This window comes from Exiguobacterium sp. s59 (assembly GCF_018617475.1).
In the GTDB taxonomy this organism is placed as follows: domain Bacteria; phylum Bacillota; class Bacilli; order Exiguobacteriales; family Exiguobacteriaceae; genus Exiguobacterium; species Exiguobacterium aestuarii.
The window spans coordinates 473,748-486,535 of record NZ_JACSKG010000002.1; the positions used below are offsets into that span (position 1 = coordinate 473,748).

19 protein-coding genes are annotated in these 12,788 nt (G+C 49.7%); 9 read left to right on the plus strand and 10 right to left on the minus strand.

Going from position 1 to position 12,788, the window contains the following annotated elements; genetic code table 11:
• Positions 1-33: 33 nt before the first annotated feature.
• From KNO91_RS05705 to KNO91_RS05725, 5 genes are read right to left on the minus strand one after another with little or no spacing between them, the layout of a single operon-like run.
• Complete coding sequence (locus tag KNO91_RS05705; RefSeq protein WP_214816866.1) at positions 34-729, minus strand: carbohydrate deacetylase; 696 nt, start codon at positions 727-729, stop codon at positions 34-36.
• A complete protein-coding gene (locus KNO91_RS05710; protein WP_214694114.1) occupies positions 722-1,015 on the minus strand; it encodes a PTS sugar transporter subunit IIB in 294 nt (97 codons plus the stop codon). Before KNO91_RS05710 ends, KNO91_RS05705 begins: the two co-directional genes overlap by 8 nt.
• On the minus strand, positions 1,012-1,344 hold the full coding sequence (locus tag KNO91_RS05715) for a PTS sugar transporter subunit IIA (RefSeq protein ID WP_026825238.1): 333 nt from the start codon (positions 1,342-1,344) through the stop codon (positions 1,012-1,014). The genes KNO91_RS05710 and KNO91_RS05715 overlap by 4 nt, the downstream gene beginning before the upstream one ends.
• Positions 1,341-2,660, minus strand: a complete 1,320-nt coding sequence (locus KNO91_RS05720; RefSeq protein ID WP_214816869.1) for a PTS sugar transporter subunit IIC — start codon at positions 2,658-2,660, stop codon at positions 1,341-1,343. Before KNO91_RS05720 ends, KNO91_RS05715 begins: the two co-directional genes overlap by 4 nt.
• The gene (locus KNO91_RS05725) at positions 2,657-3,976 is read right to left on the minus strand and encodes a 6-phospho-beta-glucosidase (protein WP_214816871.1); all 1,320 of its coding nucleotides are present in this window, start codon (positions 3,974-3,976) and stop codon (positions 2,657-2,659) included. Before KNO91_RS05725 ends, KNO91_RS05720 begins: the two co-directional genes overlap by 4 nt.
• A 174-nt stretch (positions 3,977-4,150) precedes the next feature.
• Here KNO91_RS05725 and KNO91_RS05730 point away from each other — a divergent pair, with 174 nt between their 5' ends.
• The 5 genes from KNO91_RS05730 to KNO91_RS05750 all read left to right on the plus strand — a co-directional run bounded on the left by KNO91_RS05730 (position 4,151) and on the right by KNO91_RS05750 (position 8,108).
• Positions 4,151-4,867 (plus strand): GntR family transcriptional regulator, encoded by a 717-nt coding sequence (locus KNO91_RS05730; protein WP_214694104.1) that lies wholly within the window; start codon positions 4,151-4,153, stop codon positions 4,865-4,867.
• Positions 4,868-5,691: 824 nt separating this feature from the next.
• Complete coding sequence (locus KNO91_RS05735) at positions 5,692-6,102, plus strand: WapI family immunity protein (protein ID WP_214816873.1); 411 nt, start codon at positions 5,692-5,694, stop codon at positions 6,100-6,102.
• Between the two features lie 171 nt (positions 6,103-6,273).
• Entirely contained in the window at positions 6,274-6,975 is a 702-nt protein-coding gene (locus KNO91_RS05740; RefSeq protein WP_214816875.1) for an ABC transporter ATP-binding protein, read from the plus strand.
• Positions 6,975-7,742 (plus strand): ABC transporter permease, encoded by a 768-nt coding sequence (locus tag KNO91_RS05745; protein WP_074035973.1) that lies wholly within the window; start codon positions 6,975-6,977, stop codon positions 7,740-7,742. The genes KNO91_RS05740 and KNO91_RS05745 overlap by 1 nt, the downstream gene beginning before the upstream one ends.
• A 3-nt stretch (positions 7,743-7,745) precedes the next feature.
• Positions 7,746-8,108 carry a VOC family protein gene (locus tag KNO91_RS05750; RefSeq protein WP_214816877.1) on the plus strand — a complete coding sequence of 121 codons (363 nt, stop codon included), beginning with the start codon at positions 7,746-7,748 and terminating at the stop codon, positions 8,106-8,108.
• 35 nt (positions 8,109-8,143) lie between these two features.
• Here the strand turns inward: KNO91_RS05750 and KNO91_RS05755 are convergent, their stop codons facing one another.
• From KNO91_RS05755 to KNO91_RS05775, 5 genes are all read right to left on the minus strand, one after another.
• Positions 8,144-8,743, minus strand: a complete 600-nt coding sequence (locus KNO91_RS05755; RefSeq protein WP_214816879.1) for a short chain dehydrogenase — start codon at positions 8,741-8,743, stop codon at positions 8,144-8,146.
• A gap of 69 nt (positions 8,744-8,812) precedes the next feature.
• Positions 8,813-9,172, minus strand: coding sequence for a nuclear transport factor 2 family protein (locus KNO91_RS05760; protein ID WP_214816881.1), 360 nt, complete (start codon positions 9,170-9,172; stop codon positions 8,813-8,815).
• A complete protein-coding gene (locus tag KNO91_RS05765; RefSeq protein ID WP_214816884.1) occupies positions 9,169-9,501 on the minus strand; it encodes a DMT family transporter in 333 nt (110 codons plus the stop codon). Before KNO91_RS05765 ends, KNO91_RS05760 begins: the two co-directional genes overlap by 4 nt.
• Positions 9,502-9,512: 11 nt before the next feature.
• Complete coding sequence (locus tag KNO91_RS05770) at positions 9,513-9,821, minus strand: DMT family transporter (RefSeq protein WP_214816887.1); 309 nt, start codon at positions 9,819-9,821, stop codon at positions 9,513-9,515.
• Between the two features lies 1 nt (position 9,822).
• Positions 9,823-10,350: a TetR/AcrR family transcriptional regulator gene (locus KNO91_RS05775; protein WP_214816889.1), complete on the minus strand. Its 528-nt coding sequence runs from the start codon at positions 10,348-10,350 to the stop codon at positions 9,823-9,825.
• Between the two features lie 116 nt (positions 10,351-10,466).
• Between KNO91_RS05775 and KNO91_RS05780 the strand changes: the two genes are divergently transcribed.
• From KNO91_RS05780 to KNO91_RS05795, 4 genes are all read left to right on the plus strand, one after another.
• Positions 10,467-11,033 carry a zinc dependent phospholipase C family protein gene (locus KNO91_RS05780; protein ID WP_214816891.1) on the plus strand — a complete coding sequence of 189 codons (567 nt, stop codon included), beginning with the start codon at positions 10,467-10,469 and terminating at the stop codon, positions 11,031-11,033.
• The gene (locus KNO91_RS05785; protein ID WP_214816893.1) at positions 11,030-11,317 is read left to right on the plus strand and encodes a hypothetical protein; all 288 of its coding nucleotides are present in this window, start codon (positions 11,030-11,032) and stop codon (positions 11,315-11,317) included. Before KNO91_RS05780 ends, KNO91_RS05785 begins: the two co-directional genes overlap by 4 nt.
• Positions 11,318-11,322: 5 nt before the next feature.
• Positions 11,323-11,541 (plus strand): hypothetical protein, encoded by a 219-nt coding sequence (locus KNO91_RS05790; RefSeq protein WP_214816895.1) that lies wholly within the window; start codon positions 11,323-11,325, stop codon positions 11,539-11,541.
• Positions 11,542-11,773: 232 nt separating this feature from the next.
• Complete coding sequence (locus tag KNO91_RS05795; RefSeq protein ID WP_214816897.1) at positions 11,774-12,784, plus strand: siderophore ABC transporter substrate-binding protein; 1,011 nt, start codon at positions 11,774-11,776, stop codon at positions 12,782-12,784.
• Positions 12,785-12,788 lie beyond the last annotated feature (4 nt).

The window sequence follows — 12,788 nt, forward strand, 5'->3', positions numbered from 1 at the left end:
AAGCGGGTCCCCGTGAAAGGGAACCCGCTTTTGTCATGCCCACCAATCGGGGCGTTGATAGTCGACCAACACCTGTTTTTCGAGGAGGCGTGGCACAAGATAAGAGGTGATGCTCGGAAGATCATCGTCGATGTCGGCCGGATGGACCATCACTTCGATGGACCCTCCAGGTTCGATGGCATCAAGCGTCGCATGGGAGACACCGTCTGCGTAAAATTGATCACTGAACCGTTCGGTCACCCACAAGTCTCGGCGCGACCCGAGCGTCGTTAAGGCCCGAAACGTCGTGTCATATTCTTCGGCGAGACGAATGATGACGTCATGCAGGACCGGCCAGCCGTGAACGTGGTGATGACTGTCGAGGTGGTCGAGCGGGAGACCTGTCGCGAGAAACGTCTCGATTTGAGCTTTCCACTCGAGATAGACGAGCTCTGGATCAGGTGGTGTTTCCTTCAAGAAACGGCTTGTGTAGCGGAACGTGCCGTCTTCTTTTGTAAGGGGCGCACTCGTGTCGGCGAGCGGTTTGCCCCAGGACAAGACGAGATGGACACCGACGCGAAGCGACGGATGCTGTTTCGCGAGTTGAACGGCTTCCTCGACGGCATACCCGTTCATGATCATCGTCGCCGAATTCACGATTCCATTCAGATGACTCTCCAAGGTGCCGGCGTTCACACCTGTCGTCAATCCGAAATCATCGGCGTTGACCAAGACGAACGTCTTAGGCATTGACGAGACCGAGTGCCTGGTCAAGGACGAGGTCACCTTTCATCATCCCGTACGCCATATTATCGATGACCGCGACCGGTACGTCGACGGACGATTTGATCTTCCCTTCAAGGTAACGAACTTGTGGTCCGATCAAGATGACGTCGACGTTCGTCTGTTCTTTCAAACGAGACTCGGGGATGGCATCAATGGACGCGTCGATTCCGCGGTTCGCAGCTTCTTTCCGCATTTTTTCCACTAAGATTGATGTCGACATACCTGCCGAGCAGACGAGTAAGATGTTCATGTTGTTTCCTCCAATCGATTCAAACGGGTGATCATGTCAATCATTTCGACAGCGAGTTCTTTCACCGTCATCGCCGTCATAAGGTGGTCTTGAGCGTGGACGAGGAGGACGCTCATATCGCTCGTCGTCCCCCGTGCCTCTTCTTGTAACAGTTCCGTCTGTAATTTATGTGCGTCTAGAAAAGCCGCATCGGCCTCTTTTAATTTGGCTGTCGCCTCGTCCGCTTCACCGCGTTTTGCAGCAGCGATGGCTTCGAATGCCGACGAACGGGCATTCCCAGCGTGCAAAATAATCATAAATGAGAGTTCTTGAATCGTTTCGGTTTTCACGAAATCTTTTCTCCTTCCTCAGTTGCAGCTTTGTTTTTGTTGATTTCGGCTGTCATCGCTCTTGCTCCTGCCATGACGAATGGGATATACATCGCAGTCGCAATCGACAAGTTGACGATTTGAAGCAAGACACCACGGACGCTACCGCCAGTGACCAAATATCCGCTGATGATTGGTGGCGTCGTCCAAGGAACGATGGCGACCGTCTTCGGAACCATACCTGTCGAGAGGGCGACATACGAGATAATCGTGAGCGTGACCGGTACTAAAATGAACGGTACGAGCATGATCGGGTTCAAGACGATTGGAAGACCGAAGATGACCGGTTCGTTGATGTTAAAGAGACTGGCTGGTGTCGAGAGTTTTGCCACTTGGTGATATGGGTGATTCCGTTGCTTCCGCACGACGATGAAGATCGCGAGCAAGAGCGCGAATGTCGTACCCGATCCACCCATGAAGACGAATGCATCCAAGAACGGTTTTGTGACTGTATACGGCACATCAAACGCTGACGTTCCCGCTTGGAATGCCGCCAAGTTCTGTTCGATGAGCGGGAGATAGACCGGTTCGATGACCGAACCGATGATGTTCGTCCCGTGAAGCCCAAAGAACCAAAGGATGTGATTTAAGAACGCGATGACAAGGGCAGCTGGGAGTGAATCTCCGAATCCTTGGAGCGGTTGTTGAATCGCCTTGAAGATGACTTCAAAGACACTGAGCTCGACGACGAGCGTCATGAAAAGCTGGAATCCTGCAACGACTGTCAAGATAATCATCGATGGGATGAGCGCTTGGAACGAACGTGTGACCCCACCTGGTACTCCTTCTGGCATCTTGATTGTCAATTTCGTATTGATGAGATAGCGGAACATTTCCGTAACGGCAATCGAGACGATGATGGCGACGAAGAGCCCTTGGGCACCGAGCCATGCAAAGTTAAGACCCCAGTCGGCAGTGACCGGTACGAGCATGATGTATGAGGCGAGCGACAAAATCCCTGCCGCAAGTCCATCAATCCCATACGAACGGGCCAAGTTATACCCGATGGAGAATGCAATCAGCAGTCCGAGTATAGCGAATGAAGCGTTCCAGATGCTTCCGCCAAGTCCTTGCCAATTTCCTTCGCCGAACATGTTGTTCATCGAGCCGACGAAATCGAGCGAGATACTGCCGATGTTGACAGCAGGGAAGTTGTTGATGAGGACAGCGAGCGACCCGACGATGATGAGTGGCATGACGGAGACGAACCCGTCACGGATGGCGACTAAGTGCCTTTGGGACCCGATACGTCCCGCGATTTCAATAAACTTGTTCATGAATAGACCTCCTTCTGAAATTGGGGTAGGTACGCCTCGTGCGCTGTGAACAGCTCCTTGAGAAGCGGGTCGATCCGTTTCTCGTCTTGGATGAGCGGATTCATGAGGCAGGCAAGGTAGGCGTCCTCGTAAGAACCGGATACAGCCGCCTGAATGGCGAGCTGTTCAAACGTTTTTAAGTTCGTGATGAGTCCACGAATCGGGAGCGGTAATGCCCCGATTGAGATCGGACGAGGGCCAGACTTCGTGATGACGGCGTTCACTTCGATGACCGCGTCGTCTGGTAAGTCTCGAATCGTTCCGTTGTTGAGCGTGTTGACCGTCTGGATGTCGCCACGGTCGTTGTGAATCGAGTCCATCAAATTGCAGGCGGCGTCTGAATAGTAGGCGCCTCCGCGTTTTTCAAGCTCTTCCGGTTTGACGGCGAGGTCGACGTCTTTGTATTTCTCGAACAACTGCGCCTCGACTTGTTGGACGACTTCGGCACGGGTGCCGTTTTGTTCGTACGCCTCGAGATCTTTTTTCAACACGTCTTTTGTCTGGAAATAGTACTGGTGATACGGGTTCGGTAACATGCCGAGTGACGATAGGAACGATTCGCTCCATCCGAGACCGACGATGTTCGCTGGCGAGTAATCGTTGCCTGCGTTGAGCGAAGCAAGGACGTCACCTGTCCGATCCACGCCGTCGACCCAGACGTGACGACCGAAGACGAAATGGTTCAATCCGATAAATTCAATCGCGACTCGTTCGACCGGCGTCTCGAGAATCTCTGCGACCGAGTTCCGCATGTTGAACGGGATGTTGCAGACACCGATGACCTTCTTATGAGATGAGTGCTTGAGTACGGCCTCGGTGACGATGCCGGCCGGATTGGTGAAGTTGACGAGCCAGGCGTCCGGACAAATCTCGGCGACTTCATTGGCCAAGTCGATTAAGACGGGGATGGTACGGAATGCTTTGAATAATCCACCTGCGCCGTTCGTCTCTTGTCCGATGAAGCCATGCTTGAGCGGGATGCGTTCATCGAGCGCCCGTGCCTTGAGTCCACCGACCCGAATCTGTGTCGAAACAAAATCTGCGCCGACGAGTGCGGCTCTTCGGTCGAGCGTCCAACTGAGTGTGATCTCGGCGTTGGCCTTCTCGATCATCCGCTGAGCGAGACGACCGACAATCTCTAGTTTCTCCCTCCCTTCTTCGATATCGACGAGCACGATCTCCCGAACGGGGAACGATGCTTGCCGATCAATCAATCCTTCGATGATTTCCGGGGTGTAACTAGACCCACCGCCGATGATGACGACCTTGACTGCCATGGTGTCAACTCCTCCTTTTGAAAGCGATTTCTTTTTGTCGTAACAAATATAACAAATAGTACAACTTTCGGCAATATAAAAAATACAAATAATACAATTAGTTTTTTGTATTTGCAATTGTATGCTTGCTGTATCACAATAAAGGAACCAACCTAACGTAAAGGAGATGGAGGTATGTCGCAATCGACGCTCCAAACCGCAATCAAGGATGAATTGTTGTCCCGCATCAAAAGTGGGCATTATAAAGAAGGGGAGAAATTTCCGACCGAGTACGCGCTTTGCGAGGAGTTCGATGTGAGCCGAACGACGGTGCGTGGCGCCCTCAATCAGTTGACGACGGAAGGATATTTAGTCCGCCAACAAGGTCGCGGCACGTTCGTCGCCGGGAAGAAAGTCCAACAGACGCTATCTTATACACCGAACAACTATGCGGCCCAGCTTGCTGTTCAAGGAAAGCGTGGTCAGGTCGCGTTGATCGACATCTCCGTCATCTCGGCATCCGGTCAAATCGCTTCGGTATTCGAAGCAGAAGACAATGCGCCGATTCAAAAAATTGAGCGGATTCGTCATGCGGACGGGGAACCGACACAGTATGAGGTCTCATTCATCCCGTGGAAGATTGCACCGGGGATCACGAAAGAACAGGCGGAGCATTCGCTTTTCCGAACACTCGCTGAAGTCCACGACGTCCATGTCGCGAAGACGACGGAGGCATTGGAGATTGCCCTTGCTGACGAGAAGGTGAGTACGCTCCTCAACTGCCCACTCGGGTCACCATGTTTCCATATCGAAACCGTGACAGAAGATGAGTCGGGACGAGCGATCGAATATTCACGCTCGTACTTCCGTGGGGATAAGACGAGCTTTGTCATCGAACGGAATTATAACTAACAAAAGCGCTCGACTGTTTCGTATGGAGACAGTCGGGCGCTTTTTGGTTTAACCTGTAACAAAAATAATCATGGTCATTTTAAGTGGAAATGACTATGTTTAAGCATAAATGAACATGTTTAAAAACGATAATCACGTTCATTTTGGTCTAAGATGACTAAGTTTATCAATGAAATGAGTACGAATTTCAAGCATCTTTCAGACGAGGGATTACGAAATATAACTCGAATGCTGCAAGAGATGACATAATTCGAAAGGTGATAAAATATGACCGTAACTACATTTGTTAGTGTTTTAATTTTTGGTCTCTTGCTCTTAGGGTTAGGAATTCGTTCAAAAGATTGAAGAGAATAAATTCAAGTAATGGATGGCGAGTGGAGGAAGCTAAATGAATGAATAGGAAAAATGGATTCCGTTAGAGTCTATTCCAGCACGTGTGTATAAAGAGTCATTAATTGATGATGGTGATTCTTTGCGAATTATAGTAAATGACGAAACAGAGGGGCAGAAATATTCATTTCTGTTTGATGGTCTTTTACTTTCTTATAGAAACTCGGACGAAGGCTCACGAATCAGAATGTTAGAGCATTTAGATAAACATTATGCACATCTTGAGTACGGGATTGGACGTTATTCAAAATGAAAAATTCTAGTTATCTGGAATGGTTTACCCGAGAGTCTCTTAAACGGTATGAAGGTATAGTTGAAGTGGGGCATTATGTTTTTCTAACATCAAATGATGTGATTGAAGTGCTATCGGTTGATGCTCCTACTATAACAAAGATTGTTTAGCATAGATGCTACTTGCAAAGAAGGTGTAAGAAATGGCGATTGTAGAGCGTGCTGGGTTGTATTTTGAACTTTTCCCTCGAAAATATGAAGAAAAGGAAGATGACCCATTTATTTTTTCAACATTATCGTTATCAATCGAATCAAGAGGGAGTTTTCACTTTTACGGTGCGCTACTCATGAAATCGGAGTACGAAGATCTGATTTCACAAATTGCGCTCATGTTAGACGGAGAACTGAACAAATTCATTCTCAATCCCGTCGAACCGATTTTTAGAATGATGATTGAACGTGAAGAGGCAGTTCTTTATAAGTTCATGCTCCGTTTCCAGACGGGGAAACCGCGTGAATTAATCTTTCACATGAATGATTGTGAAATGAATAGATTCAAAGAGGAATTGAAAGAAGAAATGACTCAGATCCTTCCTCCGCCATTTCTTCCGTAGACAAACATATACGTGTGGATGTGTGGGTCACATCCTTTCATTCAAGTGCACTAGTGAACTACTTATCGAAGTACCGATTATTCACACCCCCTCGACAGCCGATTACAAACGGCATTCTTGACCACCTCATCCTCTCTTTTTTGTACACTAGAAGCAGGAGGCGAGAGAAGTATGTCAATTATTGAATTCAAAGATGTGAACCATCAAGACATCCTGCATCATGTGTCCGGGACGTTTCGGGAAGGACGAATCACGACGTTCGTCGGACCGAGCGGCGCCGGCAAGACGACGTGTCTGAAGCATATCAACGGATTGCTGTCACCAGACACAGGCACGATTTTATTCAAAGGGGAAGATATCGCGGAGATGGACATCCTCGAGCTACGAAAAAAAATCGGGATGGCATTTCAAAGCGCCCCAATGATTCAAGGAACGGTATACGACAACTTGAATCTTCCGAAAGCCATCTTCGACGAGACACTCGACCGCGACCGGGCTGCCGAGTTGCTTCATCGCGTCGATTTGAGTGAGGCGCTCCTCGACCAACCCGTCAAATCATTGTCGGGCGGGGAACGAAGTCGGGTCGCCATCGCCCGTACGCTCGTCAATAAACCGGACGTGCTCTTGCTCGATGAAATCACGGCGAGTCTCGATTATCGGACGGTGAAAGAAATCGAGCGACTCATCCGAAAACTGCAACAATCGTATGGCGTGACCGTCATCTGGATCACCCATGACTTAGATCAGGCGCGACGGGTGAGTGACGACATGTGGTTCTTGAAAGACGGGGAACTGCTTGCGTATGGGGACGCATCGTTCATCGATGAATCGGATGATCCTGTCATCCAACAATTCGTCAGGGGGGAAGATTGATGTCATACATTGAACTTGCAACGGCGCTCATATTCGTCGTTATCCCGCTCGCCTTGACGCTCGTCCTACGACTCGGGCTCGAGCGAGATATTATCATCGCGACCGTCCGCTCTATTATTCAACTGTTGATTATCGGCTATATCTTGACGTTCGTCTTTGAGAGTGACAGTCCGATTTTCATGCTGCTGATGATCTTACTCATGATTGTAGCGGCAACACAGAATATCCGACGGAAAGGGGACGGGATTCCAGGCATCATGTGGATCATCGTCTTGACGCTCGTGACAATCGAAGCACTGACGATGGGGCTCATGCTCGGACTTGGCATCATCCCGTTTGAACCGGAAAAGGTCATTCCCATCAGCGGGATGGTCATCGGGAACAGCATGGTGTTGTCGCTCCTCTTCCTGAATAAGTTCAAAGACGAGGTTGAGCGGAGTGACGACGTCATCGAACTCATCCTCTCACTCGGTGGGACACCGAAAGTGGCCATCGACCGTAGCTTGAAGAATGCGATTCGCACGAGCATGATCCCGACCGTCGAGGCACAAAAGACGATGGGGCTCGTCCAGCTACCGGGAATGATGAGCGGTCTCATCATCGGTGGGGCCGATCCTATGGAAGCGGTGCTGTACCAACTCTTGATTCTGTTCTTAATTTTGACGACTGCTTCAATCTCGGCAACGCTCGTTGGTTACTTGGCGTATCCACGCCTGTTCAACGAGAAGATGCAGTATATCGGATTGACCTATCGGAAGGGGAAATGAAGCATGATCACAGGCATTCATCATGTACAGCTCACGATTCCAACTGGAGCGGAACGAGAGGCGAAGGCGTTTTATTGTGACTTTCTCGGTCTACGTGAAATCGAGAAGCCGGAGTCATTGAAAGGACGTGGCGGGTTTTGGCTTCAGGTCGGCGACCGTTCCGTTCATGTCGGCGCAGAGGACGGTGTGGAACGGAACAAGACGAAAGCGCATATCGCATATGCTGTGACGGATTTAGGTCATTGGAAGGTAGCCCTCACAGAAAACGACATTGTATACTCCGAAGGCATCCCGATTCCTGGGTTCGACCGATTCGAGTTCCGGGACCCGTTTGGCAATCGGGTCGAAATGATTCAAGCATTATAACAAAAGGGAGCATCCATCGCGGATGCTCCTTTTTGTTAATATACTTCGAACGTTTGTCCCGTCTGCGCGCCTTCGACGCTCTTCACATAGGCGAGGGCGACTCGTTCGCCCGGCACTGCTGCGTAGCCACGGAAATACGGTCCATACGAATCGAGTGCTTCGACGAGAACATTCGGGCTGACGTTGTTAATACGGATGCCCCGTGGCATCTCAATCGCCGCTCCGGTGACAAAGCCTTTGATGGCACCGTTCGCGAGTGCGGCCGATGTGCCTTCTTTAATGGGATCGTCCATCAAGATTCCGCTTGTCAGTGTGAAACTGCCACCATCGTTCACATAATCGAGCCCGAGAAGGACGAGGTTGACCTGCCCTTTGATTTTGCTGTCGATACTCTTTTGATTATCTGCCGGCGTCATCTCGGAAAGTGGACCGAAATGTGTGCTGCCCGCCGTACTGATGACCGCATCGACGCGACCGACTGTCTCGTACATCTGACGGATGCTGTCTTCAGAAGTGAGGTCGACTTGCACGTCCGCTCCGTTACGCCCAGCCCGGATGATTGTATGTGTTTTCCCCAATTCGTTTGCGACGGCCTGACCGACCGTACCGCTTGCCCCGACGAGCAAAATGTTCATGTGAAAACTACCCCTTTCGTCACGCCTAGATTCCTTTTCAGAGTAGCGGAAGGTGAGGACGTTCGGCAATCAAGTTGCTTCTGAGGGGACGACCGTTCCTTGATGGAAACGCATCTTCCAAAGACCGTCCAGGAGTACCCAAATCGAGCTGCGACGTGTCACACGATTTAGTTTCGGTTGAACGAGACGATACGTCACCAAAACGTGTCCTTCCGTCAACGGATGCATAGTGAATTCGGATAACACCGCCTCAATCGGATCGATTTGGAGTGTCGTTTGATCCCAGTCTTGATACAGGACACGTCCTGAGCTGCCGATTTCAAAAAAATCGTCGGTCAACAGTTCACGTAAGCGCTCCGTCGACTGTCGAACTTCCGTCGTCAGCAACGCTTCTTCCAGTGTTTGAAGATGATATGCCAACTCGTTCATGTGACAACCTCTTTTCGTTGTTGATTCATGACGATGACCCCAAGGACAATCAATAACAAACCGATCCCGTTCAATGCGGAGAGGACCTCTCCATATACGAACACGCCGATCAGACCCGTCGCCACCGTGCCGAGTCCGGCCCAGATGCTATAGGCGATACTGAGCGGGATTGTCTTCAAGACGATGCCCATGAGGGTGAACGAGGCGGCAAAACTGATTAAGAGAATGACGCTTGGCACCAGATTCGTAAATCCGTCCGATAATTTCAACATCGACGTCCCGAGCACCTCGAATCCGATGGAAAAGAAGAGTAAAAGATATGCTTTCATTCCGTTTCACCTCACACTTTCATCAAGACGAGCCCGATGATGACGAGCCCAATCCCAGCAATTTTTTGACGACTGATTGGTTCACGAAAGACGACGAACCCAATCACTGCCGTGAGTGCCGTCCCCACACCGCTCCAAAACGCATAGGCGAAACTGAGCGGAATGGTGAAGAGAGCGAGTGACAACAGATAAAACGCCGTCCCGTAACCGAAGGCGACCCCAAGAATCGGGAGCCGGCTCGTCGAAGTGGCGTTCACTTTTAACATGCTCGACCCGAACAGTTCCGAGGCGATGGCACCGATTAAATAGGTGAATCCCATGTCAGGCACCTCCTTGAATCAACTCATCACATGCCTCTCGGATGAGGGCCGCCGCGCGGTCTTTGAACGATTCGCTATAGCCATACAAAACGGCGAACCAAAAGCCGTCACAGAGGAGACGGAGTTTTAAAATCGCATCTTGGTCGGGTCCGTCGGCTGCGAACCGTTCGTTCCAACCGGTCGAGACGTTGCTCCAAATCGACTCGCTCGTAGCATCTTCCTGTGAGGAGATGAAGACGGCGATGAGGTCCGTGTCCCCATGGTCGACATCATCTAACGTGGCGAGGGCATAGGCGCGAGTGAACGGATAAGGACCCTCCGACAGATGATCCTTGATTCGTGCTTCGAACGTCTCGATGGCGAGCCCGTTCATCTGACGCAACAAGTTCGCCTTGCTGTCGAAATGATAGAGGACACCGGCTTTTGTGATGCCTGCTTTCGTTGCCAAGCGTTCGAGCGACAACTGACTGATCCCGTCCTCTCGAATCATTTGGGCAGCCTTCTGTAGTAACAATTGTTTCTTATTCATCGTGTAGCACCTCACTTTACTTTACTGACCGTTCAGTAAAGTAAGTCTATCAAAATTTGCGAGGGGTTGTCGAGATAGAAGGTTGATGGAATAATCAGGGAAAAGGGGGACATGACATGGGCTCACATTTGATGCATCTCGTCATCGCGAACGAGATGTTGCTAGAGTTGTCGGAAATCGATGAAGTCGCGTTTTTATTAGGAAGTCTCGCACCGGATGCAACGACAGACAAAGAGTCATCCCATTATTACGCAGGACGTCATGATGATTTATCCCGTCGTTTAGACCTTTCCCAATACTGGATTGACAGTAAAGAGGAAGACTTCTCCTTTCGACTCGGCTACTACGCCCATCTCGTCGCGGATGAGATATGGTTGCAAGGGTTCTACAAGAGTTGGTTGAAAGAGGTTATCACCCGGGACCCGTCAAAACAGGCTGCCTACTATGCAGATTTTGATGCCTATAATGCCCGCCTGTCGAGACGACTAGGGGAGTTCGATTTCAAACAATTGAAAGGGCATTCGGATTTCGATGAATTGATTGAAAAAGTCGAGCGCGACGCGGCGATGACAAAAGAGGGGACGTACACAATGTTCTTGCCGCACCAGTTCGATGGCTATGTCGATACGTGTGTTCGCCGCTGTCTTGAGATGGTCAGACGGAAGCGGGCGATGCTCGTATGAACAAGCGATTTGCACCACTATATGCGACGCTCGGACTCTTCATCTTGACGGTTATCACATTCTTCACGCTGAACGGACGGGTGTTTCCGAACCTTGAGTTGATGCCGGTCATCTTGGTATATCTTGCGATTGATGTCTTATTGTTCGCCACGTTGATCTGGGGACTGTTCACGAAAGATCGAATCATAAAAATTTACACGCTTTTAGCGACAATCGGATTGATGATTCCGCTCTCGATTTGGATTTTCCTGTTGCTGTTGGCGAACGGGATTTCGGAGGCATGAGTTGCATGACTGAAACTGAGAAAAAATTACCTTTTGTGGCTCAAGCAGTCCCATTTTTGATTGGTTGTCTGATTTTTGGAACAATTGGATTGGTGATTCTGCTGTTCATGTGGAGACGCTTGGAACGAGATGAACGAATCATCTATTTGATTGCTGCGCTCTTCTTCACGTTACTCGACGTTCTCGACTATTCTACAGATGGCCTACTTTATTATTTGATTTAAGAAAGCGGAAATTTCCACTTTCTTTTTTTTTGTGCTCTTTATAGAAAGAAAAATTTTCCTATCCGAATCTTGTCAATTTGGCATTGCACATCCTTTTTTTGTTTGATATGCTACTTGATGAAAACGACAATGATAATCATTATCACTGATAACGAGAGCGTGATATTAGACATACATAACCAACATGGCTCGTTTTTGGTGGGAGGATCATTGAAACTTACATACAGAGGAGATGGATGAAGTGGGGAAATTTAAACTTTCACTCATGTTGACGTTGCTCGTCTTCGTACTCGCCGCATGTGGCGGAACAAGTGAGACGAAGCAAGAAGAGAACGTCGACGGTGCAACAAAAACAGAGACAGTCGAGATTACAGACGCACACGGCACAATCGAGGTACCGGTCAATCCGGAGAAAGTTGTCGCCCTTGATAACCGTACATTCGAAACATTAGCAGCGTGGGACATTGACTTGGTGGCGGCACCAATCGGACTCCTTCCAGCTGAGTCACCATACACATCAGACAAAGACATCGCAGACGTCGGTATGCACTTTGAACCGAACTTAGAGGCGATTGCGGGAGTGGACCCGGACGTCGTCATCGTCGGTCAACGTTTCGCGGATTACTACGAAGACATCAAAAAGTTGGTACCAGAAGCAGCGGTCATCGACTTAGATATCGAAATCCCAGAAGATTCAGGCACACCGGGTGAGATTTTAGTCAAAGGATTGACAGACACGACACTCACGCTCGGAAAAATCTTTGATAAAAACACAGAAGCCGAAGCCATCGTAGCGGACCTCGATAAGTCAATCGAAGACGCGAAAGCAGCGTATAACGGAGAAGACACAATCATGTCCGTCATCGTATCGGGCGGAGACATCGGTTTCTCAGCACCAGTGACGGGACGCGTGTTCGGACCGATGTACGACATCTTCGGATGGGTACCAGCACTTGAAGTCGAGAAGAAGACAGGCGACCATGAAGGCGATGAAGTATCGGTTGAAGCGATCGCCGAAAGTAACCCGGACTGGTTGTTCGTCCTAGACCGTGATGCACCACTTGGTGACGCAGAAGGTGCGGTGCCGGCAGAGGACGTCATCGACAACGCTCCGGCCCTTCAAAAGACGACGGCTGTGACAGAAGACCAAATCGTTTACGCGCCGAAAGACACGTACTTGAACGAATCGATTCAAACGTATTCGGAATTCTTCAACAGTGTCGCGGAAGCACTCACGAAGTAAGGTT

What these genes read in the sequence shown, in the direction of transcription:
- KNO91_RS05775 (WP_214816889.1), bottom strand. Translation starts at nt 10,350, where the DNA reads ATGAATAAGAAACAATTGTTACTACAGAAGGCTGCCCAAATGATTCGA.
- KNO91_RS05730 (WP_214694104.1), top strand. Translation starts at nt 4,151, where the DNA reads ATGTCGCAATCGACGCTCCAAACCGCAATCAAGGATGAATTGTTGTCC.
- KNO91_RS05710 (WP_214694114.1), bottom strand. Translation starts at nt 1,015, where the DNA reads ATGAACATCTTACTCGTCTGCTCGGCAGGTATGTCGACATCAATCTTA.
- KNO91_RS05740 (WP_214816875.1), top strand. Translation starts at nt 6,274, where the DNA reads ATGTCAATTATTGAATTCAAAGATGTGAACCATCAAGACATCCTGCAT.
- KNO91_RS05790 (WP_214816895.1), top strand. Translation starts at nt 11,323, where the DNA reads ATGACTGAAACTGAGAAAAAATTACCTTTTGTGGCTCAAGCAGTCCCA.
- KNO91_RS05755 (WP_214816879.1), bottom strand. Translation starts at nt 8,743, where the DNA reads ATGAACATTTTGCTCGTCGGGGCAAGCGGTACGGTCGGTCAGGCCGTC.
- KNO91_RS05780 (WP_214816891.1), top strand. Translation starts at nt 10,467, where the DNA reads ATGGGCTCACATTTGATGCATCTCGTCATCGCGAACGAGATGTTGCTA.
- KNO91_RS05745 (WP_074035973.1), top strand. Translation starts at nt 6,975, where the DNA reads ATGTCATACATTGAACTTGCAACGGCGCTCATATTCGTCGTTATCCCG.
- KNO91_RS05785 (WP_214816893.1), top strand. Translation starts at nt 11,030, where the DNA reads ATGAACAAGCGATTTGCACCACTATATGCGACGCTCGGACTCTTCATC.
- KNO91_RS05720 (WP_214816869.1), bottom strand. Translation starts at nt 2,660, where the DNA reads ATGAACAAGTTTATTGAAATCGCGGGACGTATCGGGTCCCAAAGGCAC.
- KNO91_RS05725 (WP_214816871.1), bottom strand. Translation starts at nt 3,976, where the DNA reads ATGGCAGTCAAGGTCGTCATCATCGGCGGTGGGTCTAGTTACACCCCG.
- KNO91_RS05760 (WP_214816881.1), bottom strand. Translation starts at nt 9,172, where the DNA reads ATGAACGAGTTGGCATATCATCTTCAAACACTGGAAGAAGCGTTGCTG.
- KNO91_RS05735 (WP_214816873.1), top strand. Translation starts at nt 5,692, where the DNA reads ATGGCGATTGTAGAGCGTGCTGGGTTGTATTTTGAACTTTTCCCTCGA.
- KNO91_RS05750 (WP_214816877.1), top strand. Translation starts at nt 7,746, where the DNA reads ATGATCACAGGCATTCATCATGTACAGCTCACGATTCCAACTGGAGCG.
- KNO91_RS05705 (WP_214816866.1), bottom strand. Translation starts at nt 729, where the DNA reads ATGCCTAAGACGTTCGTCTTGGTCAACGCCGATGATTTCGGATTGACG.
- KNO91_RS05795 (WP_214816897.1), top strand. Translation starts at nt 11,774, where the DNA reads ATGGATGAAGTGGGGAAATTTAAACTTTCACTCATGTTGACGTTGCTC.
- KNO91_RS05765 (WP_214816884.1), bottom strand. Translation starts at nt 9,501, where the DNA reads ATGAAAGCATATCTTTTACTCTTCTTTTCCATCGGATTCGAGGTGCTC.
- KNO91_RS05770 (WP_214816887.1), bottom strand. Translation starts at nt 9,821, where the DNA reads ATGGGATTCACCTATTTAATCGGTGCCATCGCCTCGGAACTGTTCGGG.